The organism is Mixta calida (assembly GCF_002953215.1).
GTDB classification, from domain to species: domain Bacteria; phylum Pseudomonadota; class Gammaproteobacteria; order Enterobacterales; family Enterobacteriaceae; genus Mixta; species Mixta calida.
In genome coordinates this window covers 536,682-557,785 of record NZ_CP026378.1, presented here as the reverse complement: position 1 = coordinate 557,785, position 21,104 = coordinate 536,682, and the positions used below count along the sequence as shown (strand labels likewise).

General features: G+C 56.1%; 18 protein-coding genes. 9 read left to right on the top strand and 9 right to left on the bottom strand.

Annotated features, from left to right (window positions below; all coding sequences use genetic code 11):
- Window positions 1-786 precede the first annotated feature (786 nt).
- Window positions 787-5,256, top strand: a complete 4,470-nt coding sequence (gltB, locus tag C2E16_RS02605; RefSeq protein WP_038628807.1) for a glutamate synthase large subunit — start codon at window positions 787-789, stop codon at window positions 5,254-5,256.
- A gap of 9 nt (window positions 5,257-5,265) precedes the next feature.
- Window positions 5,266-6,684 (top strand): glutamate synthase small subunit, encoded by a 1,419-nt coding sequence (locus C2E16_RS02600; protein WP_038628809.1) that lies wholly within the window; start codon window positions 5,266-5,268, stop codon window positions 6,682-6,684.
- A 255-nt stretch (window positions 6,685-6,939) separates the two neighbouring features.
- Here C2E16_RS02600 and sspB read toward each other — a convergent pair whose 3' ends face one another.
- From sspB to zapE, 5 genes are all read right to left on the bottom strand, one after another.
- Window positions 6,940-7,428, bottom strand: coding sequence for a ClpXP protease specificity-enhancing factor (gene sspB / locus C2E16_RS02590; RefSeq protein WP_084970253.1), 489 nt, complete (start codon window positions 7,426-7,428; stop codon window positions 6,940-6,942).
- Between the two features lie 5 nt (window positions 7,429-7,433).
- Window positions 7,434-8,075 carry a stringent starvation protein SspA gene (gene sspA, locus C2E16_RS02585; RefSeq protein WP_038628812.1) on the bottom strand — a complete coding sequence of 214 codons (642 nt, stop codon included), beginning with the start codon at window positions 8,073-8,075 and terminating at the stop codon, window positions 7,434-7,436.
- Window positions 8,076-8,388: 313 nt separating this feature from the next.
- Window positions 8,389-8,781 (bottom strand): 30S ribosomal protein S9, encoded by a 393-nt coding sequence (gene rpsI / locus C2E16_RS02580; protein ID WP_038628814.1) that lies wholly within the window; start codon window positions 8,779-8,781, stop codon window positions 8,389-8,391.
- A 15-nt stretch (window positions 8,782-8,796) separates the two neighbouring features.
- Window positions 8,797-9,225, bottom strand: a complete 429-nt coding sequence (rplM, locus tag C2E16_RS02575) for a 50S ribosomal protein L13 (protein WP_038016830.1) — start codon at window positions 9,223-9,225, stop codon at window positions 8,797-8,799.
- Window positions 9,226-9,451: 226 nt separating this feature from the next.
- Window positions 9,452-10,558 (bottom strand): cell division protein ZapE, encoded by a 1,107-nt coding sequence (zapE, locus tag C2E16_RS02570; RefSeq protein ID WP_104951404.1) that lies wholly within the window; start codon window positions 10,556-10,558, stop codon window positions 9,452-9,454.
- A 191-nt stretch (window positions 10,559-10,749) separates the two neighbouring features.
- Between zapE and zapG the strand changes: the two genes are divergently transcribed.
- The 3 genes from zapG (at window position 10,750) to degS (ending at window position 13,793) form a co-directional block, all read left to right on the top strand.
- A complete protein-coding gene (zapG, locus tag C2E16_RS02565; protein ID WP_038628819.1) occupies window positions 10,750-11,151 on the top strand; it encodes a Z-ring associated protein ZapG in 402 nt (133 codons plus the stop codon).
- A gap of 115 nt (window positions 11,152-11,266) precedes the next feature.
- Window positions 11,267-12,640, top strand: a complete 1,374-nt coding sequence (gene degQ / locus C2E16_RS02560) for a serine endoprotease DegQ (RefSeq protein ID WP_038628821.1) — start codon at window positions 11,267-11,269, stop codon at window positions 12,638-12,640.
- A 94-nt stretch (window positions 12,641-12,734) separates the two neighbouring features.
- Window positions 12,735-13,793, top strand: coding sequence for an outer membrane-stress sensor serine endopeptidase DegS (gene degS, locus C2E16_RS02555; protein WP_038628823.1), 1,059 nt, complete (start codon window positions 12,735-12,737; stop codon window positions 13,791-13,793).
- 56 nt (window positions 13,794-13,849) lie between these two features.
- Here degS and mdh read toward each other — a convergent pair whose 3' ends face one another.
- Complete coding sequence (mdh, locus tag C2E16_RS02550) at window positions 13,850-14,785, bottom strand: malate dehydrogenase (protein WP_038628825.1); 936 nt, start codon at window positions 14,783-14,785, stop codon at window positions 13,850-13,852.
- Window positions 14,786-15,229: 444 nt separating this feature from the next.
- Here mdh and argR point away from each other — a divergent pair, with 444 nt between their 5' ends.
- From argR to yhcN (C2E16_RS02530), 4 genes are all read left to right on the top strand, one after another.
- Window positions 15,230-15,700, top strand: a complete 471-nt coding sequence (gene argR / locus C2E16_RS02545) for a transcriptional regulator ArgR (RefSeq protein WP_038628827.1) — start codon at window positions 15,230-15,232, stop codon at window positions 15,698-15,700.
- 460 nt (window positions 15,701-16,160) lie between these two features.
- The gene (yhcN, locus tag C2E16_RS02540) at window positions 16,161-16,424 is read left to right on the top strand and encodes a peroxide/acid stress response protein YhcN (protein ID WP_038628829.1); all 264 of its coding nucleotides are present in this window, start codon (window positions 16,161-16,163) and stop codon (window positions 16,422-16,424) included.
- A gap of 115 nt (window positions 16,425-16,539) precedes the next feature.
- Entirely contained in the window at window positions 16,540-16,809 is a 270-nt protein-coding gene (gene yhcN, locus C2E16_RS02535; RefSeq protein ID WP_038628830.1) for a peroxide/acid stress response protein YhcN, read from the top strand.
- Window positions 16,810-16,896: 87 nt separating this feature from the next.
- Entirely contained in the window at window positions 16,897-17,160 is a 264-nt protein-coding gene (gene yhcN / locus C2E16_RS02530; RefSeq protein ID WP_084970255.1) for a peroxide/acid stress response protein YhcN, read from the top strand.
- Window positions 17,161-17,237: 77 nt separating this feature from the next.
- Here yhcN (C2E16_RS02530) and C2E16_RS02525 read toward each other — a convergent pair whose 3' ends face one another.
- From C2E16_RS02525 to aaeB, 3 genes are all read right to left on the bottom strand, one after another.
- Entirely contained in the window at window positions 17,238-17,510 is a 273-nt protein-coding gene (locus tag C2E16_RS02525) for a barstar family protein (protein ID WP_038628833.1), read from the bottom strand.
- A 47-nt stretch (window positions 17,511-17,557) separates the two neighbouring features.
- Window positions 17,558-19,009: an NAD-dependent succinate-semialdehyde dehydrogenase gene (locus C2E16_RS02520; RefSeq protein WP_084970256.1), complete on the bottom strand. Its 1,452-nt coding sequence runs from the start codon at window positions 19,007-19,009 to the stop codon at window positions 17,558-17,560.
- Between the two features lie 130 nt (window positions 19,010-19,139).
- Entirely contained in the window at window positions 19,140-21,101 is a 1,962-nt protein-coding gene (aaeB, locus tag C2E16_RS02515) for a p-hydroxybenzoic acid efflux pump subunit AaeB (RefSeq protein WP_084970257.1), read from the bottom strand.
- Window positions 21,102-21,104 lie beyond the last annotated feature (3 nt).

The window sequence follows — 21,104 nt, the reverse complement described above, 5'->3', positions numbered from 1 at the left end:
CGCAGGGAGGGAAAATCGCCCGGCCACTGCACTATTAAAGTGCAAATACGGCCCCTCCGCTGGAAAAAAGCGCTTAACCGGACAAAAGTATTGACTATTTCGCCAGGTTGCATACATTGGAAAGCCCCTGTCATAGCAGGTTTATCGACTCACACCGATGCTTTTCAAGACGATGCGTTTGCAACGTCTTTGCTTCCCCCTTACCCAAAAGAATAATCATTCAAATAAAGAGTCTTTTTAGTCATTATTTACTTAATTAATTTTACTAATGATCGCTCTCCCTTAACCTTAAAAAATGCATTATAAGAAAAACAGATGCATTCTATATTCATTCGCTATTTACCAGCAGATAATCCTGAGATACACGTCAGCACTAGCATGGTGCAGAGATTTGATCGCCGCCCCATAGTGAGACAGCTCACATTCTTCACCTTACCCCCGGCCCCGTACGCAAGACAAAATAATCCCTTATTTATTTAAAAAACAAAAAGTTAAATATAAAAACACCTAAAAAGCATAAGTAAGAAGCGTATTTGACCTCTTTACGCTTTCCCGATAAGTTGGAAATCCGCTGGAAGCTTTTCGGATGAGTGTTCCACTCATCATATTTATGCAGTAATTGAGATTCCCTCTGAAGCAAGTCCGCAATACTTGTGACACCGATGCCTGAGGCTATGAATGGGAGCCATGCGACCGGTACGCGTATGAGACGCCAACCTGCCGCCTGCCCTTTCTACGCCTGCCGTCGGCGCCGGGGATCCGCAGAGCCTGGGGAGGTTCACTGAAATGTTGTACGATAAATCCCTTGAAAAGGATAACTGTGGTTTCGGCCTGATCGCTCATATTGAAGGCGAACCCAGCCATAAAGTAGTGCGCACTGCGATTCATGCTTTGGCTCGTATGCAGCACCGCGGCGCCATTCTGGCCGACGGCAAAACCGGCGACGGCTGCGGCCTGCTGCTGCAGAAACCTGACCGTTTCTTCCGCGTTGTCGCCGAAGAACAGGGTTGGCGCCTGGCGAAGAACTATGCTGTCGGCATGCTGTTCCTGAATCAGGACGAAGAACTGGCGCGCGCCAGCCGCCGCATCGTCGAGGAAGAGGTGCTGCGCGAAACCTTATCAATCGTTGGCTGGCGCGATGTGCCGACCAATCAGGAAGTACTGGGTGAAGTCGCCCTCTCCTCTCTGCCCCGCATTGAACAGATCTTTATTAATGCGCCAGCCGGCTGGCGTCCCCGGGATATGGAGCGCCGCCTTTATATGGCGCGTCGCCGTATTGAAAAGCGTATCGAAGCGCTGGGCGACAAAGAGTTCTATGTCTGCAGTTTCTCTAATCAGGTCAATATCTATAAAGGCCTGTGCATGCCGGCCGATCTGCCGCGCTTTTATCTCGATCTGGCGGATCTGCGTATGGAATCGGCGATCTGCCTGTTCCACCAGCGCTTTTCCACCAATACCGTGCCGCGCTGGCCGCTGGCTCAGCCCTTCCGTTATATGGCGCACAACGGCGAGATCAACACCATCGCCGGCAACCGTCAGTGGGCCCGCGCGCGCGCCTATAAATTCCAGACGCCGCTGATCCCCGATCTGCAGGACGCCGCGCCGTTCGTTAATGAAACCGGCTCCGATTCCAGCTCAATGGATAACATGCTGGAGCTGTTCCTGAGCGGCGGCATGGACCTTATCCGCGCAATGCGCCTGCTGGTGCCGCCGGCCTGGCAGAACAATCCGGATATGGGGCCTGAGCTACGCGCGTTCTTCGACTTTAACTCAATGCATATGGAGCCGTGGGACGGCCCAGCGGGCATCGTGATGTCCGACGGACGCTACGCCGCCTGTAACCTTGACCGCAACGGCCTGCGTCCGGCGCGCTATGTGATCACCAAGGACAAGCTGATCACCTGCGCTTCTGAAGTCGGCATCTGGGACTATCAGCCGGATGAGGTGCTGGAAAAAGGCCGCGTCGGGCCAGGCGAGCTGATGGTGATCGATACGCGCTCAGGCCGCATTCTGCATTCCGCGGAAACGGACAACGATCTGAAAAGCCGCCATCCTTATCAAGCCTGGATGGAGAAGAACGTTAAGCGTCTGGTGCCGTTCGAGGATCTGCCTGACGATCAGGTTGGCAGCCGCGAACTGGATGACGTGACGCTGGCGACTTACCAGAAGCAGTTCGGCTACAGCAGCGAAGAGCTGGATCAGATTATCCGCGTGCTGGGTGAAAATGGTCAGGAAGCGGTGGGGTCAATGGGCGATGATACGCCGTTTGCGGTTCTCTCCAGCCGCCCGCGCCTCATTTATGACTATTTCCGTCAGCAGTTCGCTCAGGTGACTAACCCGCCGATTGATCCGCTGCGCGAGAATCACGTGATGTCGCTGGCCACCAGCATCGGCCGCGAAATGAATGTTTTCTGCGAAGCGGAAGGCCAGGCGCACCGCGTCTCTTTTAAATCGCCTATTTTGCTTTTCTCCGACTTCCGTCAGTTGACGACGCTGGAAGGCGAATATTATCGCGCCGATACGCTGGACTGTACCTTCAACCCGGCGGAGCAAACGCTGGAAGCGACTATTCATGCGCTGTGTGATAAAGCGGAGAGCATGGTGCGCAATGGCACGGTGCTGCTGGTGCTGTCCGACCGCGCCATCAGCGAACAACGTCTGCCGGTGCCTGCGCCAATGGCGGTGGGCGCGATTCAGACGCGCCTGGTGGAGAAAAACCTGCGCTGCGACGCCAATATTATCGTCGAAACCGCCAGCGCCCGCGATCCGCACCATTTCGCCGTGCTGCTGGGCTTCGGCGCGACCGCTATCTATCCTTACCTCGCCTATGAATCGCTGGCGAAAATGGCGGACAGCGGCGTAATTGAAAAAGATTACCGCGCGTTGATGCTGAACTACCGTAACGGCATCAACAAGGGGCTATATAAGATCATGTCCAAAATGGGCATTTCGACTATCGCCTCTTATCGCTGCTCCAAATTGTTCGAAGCGGTCGGCCTGCATAAAGATGTTTCTACGCTCTGCTTCCAGGGCGTGGTCAGCCGCATCAACGGCTCGAACTTCGCCGATTTCCAACAGGATCTGATTAACCTGGCGAAACGCGCCTGGCTGCAGCGCAAACCGTTGGATCAGGGCGGGCTGCTGAAATATGTTCACGGCGGCGAGTACCACGCCTACAACCCGGACGTGGTGGCGACGCTGCAAAAAGCGGTGCAGAGCGGCGAGTATAGCGACTATCAGCTCTACGCCCGCGCGGTTAACGAACGTCCAGTCGCCACGCTGCGCGATCTGCTGGAGATTCAGCCTGGTACGCAGCCAGTCAGTCTGGATGAGGTCGAGCCCGCGACTGAACTTTATAAGCGTTTTGATACCGCCGCGATGTCTATCGGCGCGCTCAGCCCGGAAGCGCATGAGTCTCTGGCGGAAGCGATGAACAGCCTGGGCGGATATTCTAACTCCGGCGAAGGCGGCGAAGATCCCGCACGTTACGGCACCAATAAAGTGTCGCGCATCAAGCAGGTCGCCTCTGGCCGCTTTGGCGTGACGCCAGCTTATCTGGTCAACGCCGACGTTATTCAGATTAAAGTGGCGCAGGGCGCGAAACCAGGAGAAGGCGGTCAGCTGCCGGGCGATAAGGTGACGCCTTATATCGCGAAGCTGCGCTATTCCGTGCCGGGCGTCACCCTGATTTCGCCGCCGCCGCATCACGATATTTACTCTATCGAAGATCTGGCGCAGCTGATTTTCGACCTGAAGCAGGTCAACCCGAAGGCGATGATCTCCGTGAAGCTGGTATCAGAGCCGGGCGTAGGCACCATCGCAACCGGCGTAGCCAAAGCCTATGCCGACCTGATTACCATCGCCGGCTACGACGGCGGCACCGGCGCCAGCCCGCTCAGCTCGGTAAAATATGCCGGCTGTCCGTGGGAGCTGGGCCTGGTGGAAACCCAGCAGGCGCTGGTGGCCAACGGCCTGCGTCATAAGATTCGCCTGCAGGTCGACGGCGGTCTGAAAACCGGACGCGATATTATTAAAGCGGCGATTCTCGGCGCAGAAAGCTTCGGCTTCGGCACCGGTCCGATGGTGGCGCTGGGCTGTAAATATCTCCGCATTTGCCATCTCAACAACTGTGCGACCGGCGTAGCAACCCAGGACGAGAAGCTGCGTAAAAACCACTACCACGGTCTGCCTTACCGCGTGACCAACTACTTCCAGTTTATCGCGCAGGAAACGCGTGAACTCATGGCGGAGCTGGGCGTGAAGCGGCTGGTGGATCTGATTGGCCGTACCGATCTGCTGAAGGTGCTGGATGGCTTTACCGCGAAGCAGCAGAATCTGGATCTCTCCTCGCTGCTGGCGACGGCGACGCCGATGCCCGGCAAGGCCGTTTACTGCACCGAAAGCAGTAACCCGCCGTTTGATAACGGCGACCTGAACAAGGCGCTGCTGCAACAGGCGATGCCGTATGTGGAGGCGAAACAGAGCAAGACATTCTGGTTCGATATCCGCAATACCGATCGTTCCGTCGGCGCGACGCTTTCCGGCGCGATCGCCGCGATCCATGGCGATCAGGGGCTGGCCTCCGATCCGATTCGGATTCACTATAGCGGCACCGCCGGGCAGAGCTTCGGCGTATGGAATGCAGGCGGGGTTGAGCAGACGCTGACCGGCGACGCCAACGACTATGTAGGCAAAGGCATGGCGGGCGGTCTGCTGGCCATTCGTCCACCGGTCGGCTCCGCTTTCCGCAGCCACGAGGCCACCATTGCCGGCAACACCTGCCTGTATGGCGCCACCGGCGGCAAACTGTTCGCCGCGGGCCGCGCGGGTGAACGCTTCGCGGTGCGTAACTCCGGCGCCATCACCGTGGTTGAAGGCATCGGCGATAACGGCTGCGAGTATATGACCGGCGGCATTGTTTGCGTGCTGGGCAAAACCGGCGTCAACTTTGGCGCAGGCATGACCGGCGGCTTCGCCTACGTGCTGGATGAGGATGGCGAGTTCCGCAAACGCGTCAACCCGGAACTGGTGGAAGTGCTGAGCGTAGACGATCTGGCGATTCACGAAGAGCATCTGCGCGGCCTGATCACTGAACATGTTCAGCATACCGGCTCGTCGCGCGGCGAAGAGATCTTGGCTAACTGGCCTGTCTGGTCGTCGAAGTTTGCGTTGGTAAAACCGAAGTCCAGTGATGTTAAAGCATTGTTGGGGCACCGTAGTCGTTCCGCAGCTGAGCTGCGGGTGCAGGCGCAGTAAGAGGTCACAATGAGTCAAAACGTATATCAGTTTATCGACTTGCAGCGCGTTGATCCGCCGAAAAAGCCGCTGAAAATCCGCAAAATCGAGTTTGTAGAGATCTATGAACCCTTTTCGGAAAGCCAGGCGAAAGCCCAGGCGGATCGCTGTTTGTCATGCGGCAACCCCTACTGCGAATGGAAGTGCCCGGTACACAACTACATTCCCAACTGGTTGAAGCTGGCGAATGAAGGTCGCATTATCGAGGCGGCCGAGCTTTCGCATCAGACCAACAGCCTGCCGGAAGTGTGCGGTCGCGTTTGTCCGCAGGATCGCCTGTGCGAAGGCTCCTGTACGCTGAACGATGAGTTTGGCGCGGTGACCATCGGCAATATCGAGCGCTATATCAACGATAAAGCGATGGAAATGGGCTGGCGTCCCGACCTGTCGCACGTCAAGCCTACCGGTAAACGCGTGGCGATTATCGGTGCAGGCCCGGCTGGCCTCGCCTGCGCCGACGTGCTGACCCGCAACGGCGTCAAAGCGGTGGTTTACGATCGCCACCCGGAAATCGGCGGGCTGCTTACCTTCGGCATTCCGGCGTTCAAGCTGGAAAAAGAGGTAATGACGCGTCGACGCACGATGTTCACCGAGATGGGCATTGAGTTCCAGCTGAATACCGAAGTCGGCCGCGATGTCCAGCTCAGCGATTTGATTAATGAGTTTGACGCGGTCTTCCTGGGCGTCGGCACCTATCAGTCCATGCGCGGCGGCCTTGAAAATGAAGATGCGCCGGGCGTCCATGACGCGCTGCCTTTCCTGATCGCCAATACGCGTCAGATTATGGGTTTCGATCAGCTGGCGGATCAGCCCTGGATCGATATGCAGGGCAAACGCGTGGTGGTGCTTGGCGGCGGCGATACGGCGATGGACTGCGTGCGCACCTCGATTCGTCAGGGCGCGACGCATGTTACCTGCGCCTATCGTCGTGACGAAGAGAACATGCCAGGCTCGCGTCGCGAAGTGAAAAACGCGCGCGAAGAAGGCGTGGAGTTCCAGTTTAATTTACAGCCGCTGGGGATTGAAATTAATGGATCCGGTCGCGTCTGCGGCGTCAGGGTCGCCCGCACGGAGATGGGCCAGCCGGACGCGCATGGCCGTCGTCGCGCCGAAATCGTTCCGGGCTCCGAACATATTTTGCCGGCCGATGCGGTGATTATCGCCTTTGGTTTCCGTCCGCATAAGATGGAGTGGCTGACGCCATTCAGCGTCGAGCTGGATGCTCAGGGTCGTATTATCGCGCCGGAGGGTCATGATAATGCGTTCCAGACCAGCAACCCGAAAATCTTTGCCGGCGGCGATGCCGTCCGCGGCTCCGATCTGGTGGTGACAGCTATTGCTGAAGGTCGCAAAGCGGCTGAAGGGATTATGAACTACCTGGAAGTGTAATCACGACCAGCACGCTGGTTGAGCAGCGCGGTGATTTACCTCGCGCTGCTTTCCTTTTTCTGGCATGACGGCATGCGCTGTCCGTGAAAAGCCCGTATCTTTTGATGCGGGCTTTTTTATGAGATATGCGAGCCTGACGCCATCGCTCTGCGGCAGAGAAAGCGTCGTTCTCTGGAATAACATCATGCCGAAATAAGCGCTATCGGCTTGCTTCCTTTTCCGCTCAATAAAAAACGGGCCATCAGGCCCGTTTTTTTATTTAACCACGCGTAATGCGGGACGACCGCCGCGCGGCGGCGGATCGTCATCAGGATTGTCGCCTTCCGGCTCAGCGTCATCAGGACGATCGCCATCAATAACCGACATGACCGTCTCTTCCTGCCCCTGCAAAGGCTCCCCGGTCTCCTGCAATTCATAAGCAGGTTCCGGCTCGAACATCGTGCCTGCGCCGTTCTCACGCGCATAGATCGCCAGCACGGCCGCAATCGGCACCGTCACCTGACGCGGCACGCCGCCGAAGCGCGCGTTAAAGCGCACTTCATCATTGCCCAGCTCCAGATTGCCCACTGCGCGCGGCGCAATATTCAATACAATCTGTCCGTCGCGGGCATATTCCAGCGGCACCAGCACGCCAGGCTGATTGATGTCCACCACCAGATGCGGCGTCAGCTGATTATCCAGCAACCACCCATAGAAGGCGCGCAGCAGGTAAGGACGACGTGCGGTAAGTTGAGACATTTCCATAGCCGTTAGCCCCGGGCTTGCAGGCGCATTTCGCGTTCCGCTTCGGTCAACGAAGCGAGGAAAGAGTCACGCTCGAAAACGCGCGTCATATAACCTTTCAGCTCTTTAGTACCGCTGCCGGTGAGCTCCACGCCCAGCAACGGAAGACGCCACAGCAGCGGCGCCAGATAACAATCCACCAGGCTGAACTCTTCGCTCAGGAAGAACGGCGTGCGGGTGAACAGCGGCGCAATCGCCAACAGTTCTTCACGCAGCTGCTTACGCGCCGTTTCTACCTGTTGTCCGGTACCTGTTTCGATAGTGCGCATCAGGCTGTACCAGTCCTGCTCGATACGATGCATCATCAGACGGCTTTCACCGCGCGCGACCGGATAAACAGGCATCAGAGGCGGATGCGGAAAGCGTTCGTCGAGGTATTCCATAATGATGCGTGATTCATACAACGTCAGCTCACGATCGACCAGCGTCGGCACGGTGCGATACGGGTTGAGGTCAATCAGATCCTGCGGCAGATTATCCATTTCAACCTGCTCGATCTCTACGCTGACACCTTTTTCTGCCAGTACGATACGCACCTGATGGCTGAAAATGTCAGTCGGACCAGAAAACAGCGTCATTACCGAACGTTTGTTGGCAGCGACAGCCATGAAAACCTCCAAGTTTATCCAGAATACAGTGCGAATAGCCAACCGCGCGGCGACTAACCTGCTTGACGAAACCACCCGCTGACCGAAGCTGCGTCAATCCCCCTTCCTGTCAGGATTATCATCCACAGCTATCCGTTTAACGGGCGCAAAGTGTCAGTCAGTTTACCAGATTTTAAGCAGTTTGTGGGGAGAGGAAAGAAGATTTGCCGGTAAAAAGGCGTGATTAACCCGCGTTTCACTGACTTTTACGTATAAAAAAACCCGGCGCAGAGGCCGGGTTTTTTGTAACTGTATTCTGCCGAAGCAGAAACAATTAACGTTTGGAGAACTGCGGACGACGACGTGCTTTACGCAGGCCGACTTTCTTACGTTCAACTTCACGAGCATCACGGGTAACGAAGCCTGCTTTACGCAGTTCGCCACGCAGGGACTCGTCATACTCCATCAGAGCGCGGGTGATACCGTGACGGATCGCACCAGCCTGACCAGAGATACCACCACCTTTAACGGTGATGTACAGATCGAATTTACCAACCAGATCCAGCAGTTCCAGCGGCTGACGAACTACCATGCGGGCAGTTTCGCGACCGAAGTACTGTTCCAGAGAACGCTGGTTGATAACGATGTTACCGCTACCCGGCTTGATGAAGACGCGAGCGGAAGAGCTTTTGCGGCGACCAGTGCCGTAGTTTTGAGTTTCAGCCATTGCCTGTAATCCCGATTAAATGTCAAGAACTTGCGGTTGCTGTGCCGCATGGTTGTGCTCATTGCCCGCGTAAACTTTCAGTTTACGGTACATAGCACGACCCAGCGGGCCCTTTGGCAGCATGCCTTTAACCGCGATTTCAATCACACGCTCAGGACGGCGAGCAATCATCTCTTCGAAGGTCGCTTGCTTGATACCACCGATGTGACCGGTGTGATGGTAATAAATCTTGTCGCTACGCTTGTTACCGGTTACGGCAACTTTATCAGCGTTCAGAACGATGATGTAATCACCGGTATCGACGTGCGGAGTGTATTCCGCTTTATGCTTACCACGCAGACGACGAGCCAGTTCAGTCGCTAAACGACCTAAAGTTTTGCCCGTCGCATCAACTACGTACCAGTCACGTTGGACGGTTTCTGGCTTAGCTGTAAAAGTTTTCATCTAAAAGCTTACCCAAATTAAGTTACACGTTGGTGAAATCCCAAACGCTTGAATAAACGGTTGAGGCTCACACGACCTTATCGACCAGCAAGCCCACCCCCTCGGACAGTTTTGCCGGTGCTACAAAGTTTCTGGGAAAAAAAACCTTGTCGTAACGTGGGGTCGCAAGATTATAGAGAAGTCATTGCCAAAGATCGATCACTTTTCATCAAAAAATGCGCGAGTCTCAGGAAAGATGTTTCAGGCGCAAATACTCTTCGCTCTGCATCTCCTGCAGGCGCGAAAGACAGCGCTGATATTCAAATTTCAGCCGCTCGCCCTGGTAAATTTCAAACAGAGACGTCTCCGCCGACACCACCAGCTTGACGTGGCGCTCATAAAACTCGTCCACCAGCGCCAGAAACCGGCGAGCACGATCTTCGCTGCGCGCCGTCATGACCGGCACGTTTAGCAGCAGCACGCTGTGAAAGCGACGCGACAGCTCAATATAGTCGTGCTGGCTACGCCCTTCGCCGCAGAGCGTGGCGAAATCGATCGCCAGTACGCCCTTCTTCATGCCCTGCGTCGGCAGCTGACGATGATTGATCTCCAGCACCGGCTGCTCATCCGCCGCCTCGCCCGCCAGGGCGACGAACATCCGCGACATCGTCTGACGCGTCTCGTCATTCAATGGCTGCATCCAGAGGTGCGCCGACGTCAACGTACGCAGACGATAATCGACCCCGGCGTCGACGTTCATGATGTCGCAATGCTGCTTAATCTGTTCGATAGCGGGCAAAAAGCGCGCACGCTGCAGGCCGTTGCGGTAGAGATCGTCAGGCGGAATATTCGAAGTGGCGACCAGCGTGATGCCGCGTGCGAACAGCGCCTCCATCAGGGTGCCCAGCAGCATCGCATCGGTGATATCGGAAACAAAGAACTCATCGAAGCACAGCACGTCCGTCTGCGCTTTGAAGCGGTCAGCGACTATTTCCAGCGGATCGCTTTCTCCCTGCAGCGCGGTGAGTTCTTCATGCACCCGCAGCATAAAGCGATGGAAATGGAGTCGTAGCTTGCGCTCGCCAGGAATAGACTGAAAAAACAGATCCATTACCCAGGTTTTGCCCCGTCCTACACCGCCCCACATATAAAGGCCGCGCACCGGCGGCTCGCCGCCGTTTTTCTCCTTGCCCAGCAGTTTGCTGAGCTTGCCGCGCCAGCCGTTCGCCGTCGGCATAGTCTGCGATCTGTCGCTTAACGCCCGCTGGATGGCGTCCAGGCGGCTGATTGCGGCGCGCTGTACGTCATCAGGCTGATATTCACCTTGTGCAAGCGCCTGCTCATAACGCGCCAGGGGGACATCGTTTGCATTATTAACCCTGCTTCCCTAAAAAATGTCAGGTCACTGCCTGTTTGTCGAAAAAAAGTCCGTTCTACACTAAGCGATGCTGCCGCAGGATTCCACTTCCATAAGATTAACGGTTATAGTGGCTATTATTGAAGTGGAACGCCCTACGGAACAACGAGGACACTACGGGAGTCATTATGACCTGGGAATACGGGCTAATTGGTTTAGTCATTGGCATTATTATCGGCGCGGTCGCCATGCGTTTTGGCAATAAAAAATTGCGCGAACAGCGCAGCATGCAGTACGAACTGGAGAAATCCAAAGCGGAGCTGGCGGACTATCGCCAGGAGCTGACTAACCATTTCGCTCAGAGCGCCGAACTGCTGGATAATATGGCGCGCGACTACCGCCAGCTTTATCAGCATATGGCGAAGGGTTCCAACGATCTGCTGCCGGACCTGCCGGGCGAGAAAAACCCGTTCGCCTATCAGCTTACCGAAGCGGAAGCGGACAACGATCAGGCGCCGGTGCAAATCCCGCGTGATTATTCAGAAGGCGCATCCGGCCTTCTGCGTGGCGAACGTACGCCGCGCGACTGATAAACCAGGGCGCATCCGCGCCCTTTTCCCTTTTATTCGTCAGGCCTGATAGCCATATCCGGCACGCAAATCATCTACTATCTTCCTTCAGTTGAGCAGCGAGAGCGTCGTAACGATGAAGAAAAAATCATTATTGTTGAGCGCGGTAGCCCTGGCCGTTGGCATGAATCTGACCGTGGCGCCTTCCGCCATGGCGACGCTGCCGGCTCAGGTACAAAATCAGCCTCTGCCCAGCCTGGCGCCGATGCTGGAGAAAGTGCTGCCTGCGGTGGTCAGCGTGCATGTTGAAGGCACGGCGACAGACGATCAGACGCAGGATCTGCCGGAGCCGTTAAAGCGCTTCTTCGGTCAGGATCAGGGCGAAGATGCGCAGCCGCAGCCGTTCGAAGGTTTAGGTTCGGGCGTGATCATCGACGCGCAAAAAGGCTATGTGCTGACCAACAACCATGTGGTGAACGGCGCCAATAAGATCAGCGTCCAGCTGAGCGACGGCCGCGAATATGACGCCAGGCTTATCGGCCGTGACGAACAGACCGACATCGCGTTGATTCAGCTACAGGGCGCCAGCAACCTGACGCAGGTTAAGGTGGCTGACTCCGACCAGCTGCGCGTAGGCGATTTCGCCATCGCCATCGGCAACCCCTTTGGGCTTGGACAGACCGCCACTTCCGGGATTATCTCCGCACTGGGACGCAGCGGCCTGAATCTTGAAGGGCTGGAAAACTTTATTCAGACCGACGCCGCCATCAACCGCGGCAACTCCGGCGGCGCGCTGGTGAACCTGAACGGCGAGCTGATCGGCATCAACACCGCGATTCTCGCCGCCAGCGGCGGCAATATCGGCATCGGCTTCGCTATTCCGGGCAATATGGCGATGGAGCTGGCGCAGCAGTTGATCGCCACCGGCGAAGTGAAGCGCGGCCAGTTGGGCATCAAGGGCACCGAAATGACCGCCGATATGGCGCGCGCCTTTAATGTCGATGCCCAGCGCGGCGCCTTCGTATCGGAAGTGCTGCCGAAATCCGCGGCGGCGACCGCAGGCATTAAAGCGGGCGACATCATTACTTCGGTGGATGACAAGCCGATTACCAGCTTCGCCGAACTGCGGGTGAAAATCGGCACCACGCCGCCGGGCAAAGAGGTGAAAATCGGCCTGCTGCGTGAAGGGAAGCCGCTTAGCGTAACGGTTAAGCTCGACGCCAGCGCGCGCACCATGTCCAGCGATGAACTGATGACGCCTGCATTGCAGGGCGCGTCGCTCAGCGACGGCCAGTTGCCGGACGGCAACAAAGGCGTGAAGGTCGACAGCGTGCAGAAAGGAACCCCGGCAGAGCAGATCGGCTTGCAGAAAGATGACGTGATTATCGGCGTCAACCGCACTCGCGTGCAGGGTCTGGATGAGATGCGCAAAGTGCTGGCCAGCAAGCCGCCGTTCCTGGCGCTGAATGTAGTGCGCGGCGGCGAAAGCATCTATCTTCTGCTGCGTTAAAAATACCGGCGTATCATATCGCGGACACAACCCGTGTGTGTCCGCGAAACTCGTGATATTCTGCCCCGGATCTTTCCTGATATAACTTAACATCATGTTTCTTAAACTCTTGCGTTCGGTAGTTCTGGGGCTGATCGTCGCAGGTATTTTACTGGCGGCCATGCCTGCGTTGCGTATTGGCACCGGCTTACTTTCCGAGCCAGAAAGCAGCGCCGATCAAACGCCCTTCAGCTTTAATCAGGGCGTGCGCCGCGCTGTTCCTGCGGTGGTCAACGTTTATAACCGCAGCGCGTCAAGCAGTAACGGACGCGGGATTACGACGCTCGGCTCCGGCGTCATCATGAATAATAAAGGCTATATCCTGACCAACCGCCACGTCATCAACGGCGCCGACCAAATTATCGTCGCGCTCCAGGATGGCCGTTTCTTTGAGGCGATGCTGGTGGGGTCGGACAGCCTGACCGATTTAGCGGTATTGAAAATCACCGCCGCCAACCTGCCGGTGATCCCGATTAACCGTGATCGCGTCGCACACGTAGGCGATATCGTGATGGCGATTGGCAACCCTTATAATCTTGGGCAGACCGTAACGCAGGGCATTATCAGCGCCACAGGCCGCGTCGGCTTAAGCCCTTCCGGACGCCAGAACTTTCTCCAGACCGACGCCTCGATTAACCGTGGCAACTCTGGCGGCGCGCTGATTAACTCGCTCGGCGAGCTAATGGGCATCAATACCCTGTCGTTTGACAAGAGCAACGACGGCGAAACGCCGGAGGGCATCGGCTTCGCTATTCCCACCGCGCTGGCCACTAAAATCATGGATAAGCTGATCCGCGACGGGCGCGTTATTCGCGGCTATATCGGCATTACCGGCCGTGAGGTGCCGCCGCTGCACGGCCAGAACGCGGGCCTCGATCGCATTCAGGGCATCGTGGTAAACAACGTAGCGCCGGATGGCCCGGCGGCGAAAGCCGGCATTCAGGCCAACGACCTGATTGTCAGCGTTAACGGCAAGCCGGCGGTGTCCGCGCAGGAAACGATGGATCAGGTCGCGGAGGTGCGTCCCGGCTCGGTTATTGAAGTGCAGGTGATCCGCAACGATCGCAAACTGACATTGCCAGTCACTATTCAGGAATACCCGGCGCAGGGTTGACCGCTACAAATGCAAAAGGGAGCCTTCCGGCTCCCTTTTTTACGGCGGTCGTTAACTTATTTAACGAACTCTTCGCCCAGCTGAATATCTTTTTTCAGCGTATCCAACATGCCTTCCAGCGCCTTCTGCTCGAAGTCGCTCAGCGTGCCGATAGCACGACGCTCGGCGATGCCCTCTTTGCCCAGCAGCAGCGGCTGAGAGAAGAAGCGCGCATATTCGCCGTCGCCCTCGACATAGGCGCACTCAACCACATTGCTTTCGCCCTGCAGCGCGCGTACCAGCGACAGGCCGAAACGCGCCGCCGCCTGGCCCATCGACAGCGTCGCCGATCCGCCGCCCGCTTTCGCCTCCACCACTTCGGTGCCGGCGTTCTGAATGCGTTTAGTCAGGTCGGCTACTTCCTGCTCGCTGAAGGAGACGCCGGGGACCTGAGAAAGCAGCGGCAGAATGGTGACGCCGGAGTGACCGCCGACGACGGGCACGTTCAGCTCGGTCGGCTGCTTGCCTTTCAGTTCGGCGACAAAGGTATTGGAACGGATGATATCCAGCGTGGTGACGCCGAACAGACGATTCTTATCGTAAACGCCCGCTTTTTTCAGCACTTCGGCAGCGATAGCGACAGTGGTGTTCACCGGGTTGGTAATAATGCCGATCAGCGCTTTCGGACAGGTTTTCGCTACCTGCTCAATCAAATTACGTACGATGCCCGCATTGACGTTAAACAGATCGGAGCGGTCCATACCGGGCTTACGCGCCACGCCTGCGGAAATCAGCACCACATCGGCGCCCTGCAGCGCAGGCGTCGCATCTTCACCGCTGAAACCTTTGATTTTAACCGGCGTAGGAATGTGGCTTAAGTCAACGGCCACACCGGGCGTAACGGGAGCGATATCGTACAGGGAGAGTTCTGAACCCGCAGGTAACTGGGTTTTAAGCAGAAGTGCGAGTGCCTGGCCGATACCACCAGCCGCACCGAGAACTGCAACTTTCATCCTAAACTCCTTATTATAGTGAGCAGAAAAATGCCGGGATCCAGCGGGGTAACATGCTGGACGGCCTGAGAAGCAATAGCGAGGACGTTGTCATCGTTTTGCGGGTCACAGCACAAACAGCCTGCAAAACGGGTGAGAATGACCGCATTACGTACAGGCCCGATGCTGACCGTAACTGGATGCAGACACATTAATCAGCTGTACCTTACACCGTTCATGTTTAGCAGAACAACATCAATTTTATAACAATCCCTTCACTTCGTCTGCCATAGCTATGCGTTCGCAGTAAATTTTATCTTGGGCGAAATTCTGCTAAAATGCGCGCCCTGCACGCGGTAACGCAGATCGTCCCCGCTGCGGATTTGCATAAACATTCATCTAAATGCATAATAATGTATCGCCTGCTGGCCGGGCTTCACTGCATTTTCATATTATCGGTAGCCTATGCGTAACCCATCGAAACAAGAAGATCTGATCAAAGCGTTCAAAGCTTTACTGAAAGAAGAAAAGTTTAGCTCGCAGGGTGAGATCGTGACCGCACTGCAGGAAGAGGGCTTCGACAACATCAATCAGTCGAAAGTGTCCCGAATGCTGACTAAGTTCGGTGCGGTGCGTACCCGTAACGCCAAAATGGAGATGGTTTACTGTCTGCCGGCCGAGTTGGGCGTGCCGACCACCACCTCTCCGCTGAAAAACCTGGTGCTGGATATCGACTATAACGATGCGCTGGTGGTGATTCATACCAGTCCCGGCGCGGCGCAGCTGATTGCGCGCCTGCTTGATTCTCTCGGCAAAGCGGAAGGCATCCTGGGCACTATCGCCGGTGACGACACCATCTTTATTACGCCCGCACGCGCCTTTACCGTGAAGCAACTTTATGAAGCGATACTGAACCTGTTTGAACAGGAGCTGTAAGCGCACAAGATCATTAGCGCCGCGCCGCTAATGATCTTTCTATCGACCTTCCCCTTCTTTATCGCACCTTCCTCTTTAACGCTTCATTGCGGAATGGAATAACGCCGCTGCGCTTTCCCCTGCTGTTAACGACTATATTCGCATTTTGTGCTACCACGAGACCTTTGTCTCAGCTCATACTTCTGTTGTCACCTGTTATCCAGGGTTTTACACCAACAAACAAAGCACGAATAGATAAATTCTCTCATGTTGCTGTTTTAACGTGGATTTAACGTTATGCGAACAAAAATTAGGCTGTTTTTATAACTAAACGCGATAAAAATGTGCTTACGCGCTAAGTTGTCACCAAAAAACATTATTAGCGGAATATTAATTTCAGTCGTTATTAGATCTATACTTGTTTTCGTGATGAGAATCACAAAATGAATAAAGAGAAAAACCAAAGACGAGGAACAGATCAATGAACGTTAAAACTACTATCGCCGCAGTAAGCCTGCTTTCTGTGCTGTCGTTCGGCGCTTTCGCCGCCGAATCCGTTACCGCTGAACAGGCGCAAAATCTACAGCCTGTCGGCACCGTGAGCCTGGGCGGCGTTGCCGGCGTCCCGATGGATATCCATCAGGCGTTGCAGGCAAAAGCTGAACGTGAAGGCGCCAGCGCTTATCGCATTATCGAAGCGCGTAACAATGACACCTGGCACGTTACTGCTGAACTGTACAAATAAGTTATCCGCTGGCGCAGGCCAGTTGCTTTATCACCGAATCGGGCAGCCCCAGATATAAAAAACGCCATCAAGCCATGCCGGCTGCCGTTACAACTGAATACTCTGGAGTAATACAATGAAAACCACATTCACCCTTGCTGCTTTAGGTTTTGCTACCGTTCTGTCATTCGGCGCCAGCGCTGCCGAACTGGTTACCCCGCAAGATGTCGCCAGCCAGAACCTGCAGCCGATCGGTACTATCTCCGTAAGCGGCATCGACAGCAGCCCGACCACGATCCGCGAACATTTGTCGCGAAAAGCGGACAAACAGGGCGCTTCCGCCTATCGCGTTGTTGAGGCCTATAGCAACGGCAACTACCACGCTACCGCTGAAATTTATAAATAATTACCGGGCGTACGCCTGAATTTGGCATCGATGACCTGGTCTTGATGTTGTATCCCGCAGGTTGTTGATCGCAGGAGAAGATGAACAATGAAAATGAAAACGGCTATCACTGCTCTTGGCCTGCTGTCGCTGGCGACGTTTGGCGCTTCCGCCGCGGAACTGGTGAACCAGCAACAGGCGCAGCATTTGCAGTCTGCGGGGACAATCACCGCCAGCGGCGTCGGCGGTTCGCCGATGGATTATCGCGCGCAGCTTGCTGAAAAAGCGGATGCGCAGGGCGCTCGCGCTTATCGCATTATTGAAGCGCGTACCGGCGATAACTGGCACGCTACGGCGGAAATCTATAAATAATTCCTCGTCACTGCATGACGAACCCTTTGGCCCCATACGTTGGGGCCTTTTTTATGCCGCTTTTTCGTGAGGATCTCTCAGCCCTGACGCACGTTGAAGCGCAGCTGCCCTTCCAGCTCTTCTTCCGCTTCATCAAACAGCAGGATCAGCGCGCCATAGCGACGTTTTTGCCCCGCGCCGAGATGAATAAATTCAATTTCTATCGGTAACGGCAAGGACTCGGTGACAGCATCCCATAAGGTATCAAGATCGACAATTAACTGCTCTGACAGCGCGAAGCGTTCACTGAACTGACGATAAAAATGCGCCTGATCGACGATCTCATTAAAGTCAAACGTCTCTTTCTTCATGCGACTGCTCCGTAATGCGTCATCGGGCGCTTGCGCGCCCGATGGGGTTAAAGGCCACCAATATGCAGGGCTTTTACTTCCAGATACTCCTCGATACCCAATACCGAACCTTCGCGTCCAAGACCAGACTCTTTTACGCCGCCGAACGGGGCCAGCTCGGTGGAGACGGCGCACTCGTTAATGCCAATCATGCCGCTTTCCAGCGCGGCGGAGACGCGAAAGACCCGTTGCAGATTCTGCGTGTAAAAATAGGCCGCCAGTCCATACTCCGTCGCGTTGGCGCGCTGAATCACCTCCTCTTCGCTGGCGAAGCGGAAGCAGGCGGCTACCGGACCAAAGGTCTCTTCGCGCGCCAGCTTCATCTCTTCGCTGGCGTCGGCAATCACCGTCGGTTGCCAGAAATTCCCGCCCAGCGCGTGTCGCGCGCCGCCCGCCACGATGCGCCCGCCTTTAGCCTGCGCGTCTTTGACATGTTCCTCTACTTTCTCCACCGCTGCGGCGTTAATCAACGGACCAACCACCACGCCTTCATCCATGCCGTTGCCGACCTTCAGTTTATTCACTTCGTCCGCCAGCTGATTGACGAAGCGATCGTATACAGCCTCATGAATAAAGAAGCGGTTAACGCTGACGCAAACCTGGCCTGCGTTGCGGAATTTATTAGCGATGGCCCCTTTTACCGCCGCATCGATATCCGCATCTTCAAATACGATGTAAGGCGCGTTGCCGCCCAGCTCCATCGAGATTTTTTTCATTGTCTCGGCGGCGTTGCGCATCAGCGTTTTCCCCACGGCGGTCGAGCCGGTAAAGGAGATTTTGCGCACCGCGCCGCTGGCCATAATAGCGTCGCTGATAGCATGGGTGTCGCCGGCGACGCCGTTCAGCACGCCGTCAGGCACGCCCGCTTTTTTCGCCAGCGCCAGCAGCGCGAAAGCGGAAAGCGGCGTGTTGTTGGCCGGTTTGATAATCCCGGTGCAGCCTGCGGCCAGGGCCGGGCCCAGCTTACGCGTCAGCATCGCCATCGGGAAATTCCACGGCGTAATCGCGGCAACGACGCCAATCGGCTCGCGCGTCGCCAGAATGCGCGCGCCGGTTTTTGCCGGGGGAATGATCTCGCCGTTAATGCGTTTGGCCTGCTCGGCGAACCACTGAATAAAGCTGGCGGCGTATTCCACTTCGCCTTCCGCCTCTTTCAGCGGCTTGCCCTGCTCCGCCGTCATCAGTTCGCCCAGCCAGCGTTTATTTTCGATAATCAGCTGATACCAGCGGTAAAGGATCTCCGACCGCTGCTTCGCCGTCAGCGCACGCCAGGCGGGAAAGGCCTTTTCCGCCGCCGCGATAGCCTGTTCCGTCTCTTTCTTACCGCCCTTCGCGACTTGCGCGATGACCTCGCCGGTGGCCGGATTCAGCACGTCGAACGTTTCATTGAGAGTTTTCCACTGGCCGTCAATCAGGCAGCCGGTCTGGAAAAGGTCGTTATCCTGCAGGGAATGAGGCATTTTTCGCTCCTGTTTTAATCATCCTGTAAAGCAAAGTATAGATGGCAAAGGCCGGGCATTCGGCCTTTGCTCAGGATGAAGCAGGGAAAAATGGCGCAAGCGCCGGCGCCGGGGCGGCGCCAGCGAGGGATCAGATATTAATCAGAGTATGCTGATATTTTTTAAGCATATCGGCCAGCCGTTTCACCGGCTCCGTTACGCTCAGCGGAGCATCATACTGCATCAGTTTTTCCTGATAAGTATCGAACTCGCGCAGCAGACGCTGGTAGTAATATCGTCGTTTATCATCGCTGCGTGAAGCGATGACCCGATCGGCAGTATAGCGCAGCTGCTTATGGAACGCGGAGAGATCGGCGTTGACCGGAATCTCCGCATTGCGCAGCCGCTGGTGGCCGATAATCAGCGTCAGCGCAATGCGATATTTATCGATATCGCCCGGAAACAGGTTCAGCAACAGAAACAGCTGCTGATAGAGCGCAGGCAGATGATTCTCTTTGCGGCGCGCCTGATTGGTCGTCAGGGCGGAGACCGCGGCATACATAAAGCGATTCAGCAGCGTGCGGCCAGTGCGCGCGCGCGAGTTGTCGCGAATAATCAGGATGACCATCAACGCGACAAAACAGCCAATCACCTGTCCCAGCGCGCTGTCCAGAAACGCATTGACGGAAAAGGTCATCGGGTTATCCAGCACCAGCACGTTAAGCGTACCGATAAAAGCGCCCAGCGTGCCCAGCTGACGCCGCTGAATAAAGATGCCGGCGACAAACGCCAGCGTGCCGACGGCGATGCAGAGCAGCAGCATGCTCTGCTGGGTGGCGGGCAAGATCACCATGAAGTAGAGCGCCCCCAGCGGCACCGCCACCGTCATGCCATAAAGGAAATCTTTGGCCATCATCAGCGGGTTCGGCGCGCGCATCGCCAGCGCGGTGATCACCGCCAGCATAAGCATACAGCCGCTGCCGGAAGTCCAGCCGGAATAGAGCCAGAACAGCGAGCCCAGCGCCGTGGCGACAAAAGTGCGGATGCCGTTGATCATCGCGTGATGCGTTTCTGCCGAACGGGCGCGCACCACTTCCACATCCTCTTTCAGGATCGCTTCTTCCTGCTGACTGATGCTACTGTTGGTCTGAATGCCCTTCAGCAACATCAGATACTGCGTCGCCGCCCCCACCCAGCTCGCCAGCGTCAGCGGCGTGCTTTTACTGCCGGAGGCGCTAATGACGCGACGCAGGTTTTTTAAATGCTTGTGCAGATCGCCAAGGTTATTCACCTCTTTTTCCATCAGCACACCGTACTGCGGCGGAATATATTCCGGCCGCGAGTTCTGGATCAGAAAGGTTTCCGCCGCCTGGGTAATCAGCGTCAGGGAGAGCGTATGCAGCGCCTTCAGGCGTCGATTAGCGCGCTGCCAGCGTGACGATTCCATCATCAGCTGGCTGCGCATGCCGTTAAGGGTCGTGGTGCGACGCACCAGGTTGCCCCAGACTTTATCCACCTCATTCTTATCACCATGCGAAACGCAAAGCTGGAGCAGGCGATACTGCTCGAGCAGCAGCGACTCGATCTCTTTATCAATCACTTTTTTAATCGAGCGCGGCGAGAAAATCATATCCGCAAGGATGGCGCAGACGATGCCGATAACGATTTCGCTACAACGCTCGACGGCAAACTGCGGCGCCAGCATCGGCGTGCCGCCGACATTGACGCTAATCACAATAATCAGTGCGGTATAGCCCGCCAGCCCCAGCGCATAGGAATTTTCAACTCGAATAAGCGAAGAGAGCCAGACGCAGACGCCCGCCCAGATACAGCAGAGCAGCAGCATCACCACCGGCGCGCGAATAGTGGCAATCATAATCACCAGCGCCGCCAGACAGCCGAGAAAGGTGCCGATAATACGCAGCATGCCACGGTGACGCAGCGCGCCGGAGTAAGGATCGCCGCCCGCGGCGAAAGCGGTGCCGCCCGCTACGATACCGGCGGTCATCACCGCCCAGCGCGGCGTTTCCAGATTAAAGTGGAAACCCACCAGCAGCGCCGCCAGCAGAGCGAAAGTCAGCTTAACCGGGAAGCGTATCCGTTCGAGTTGCATCAC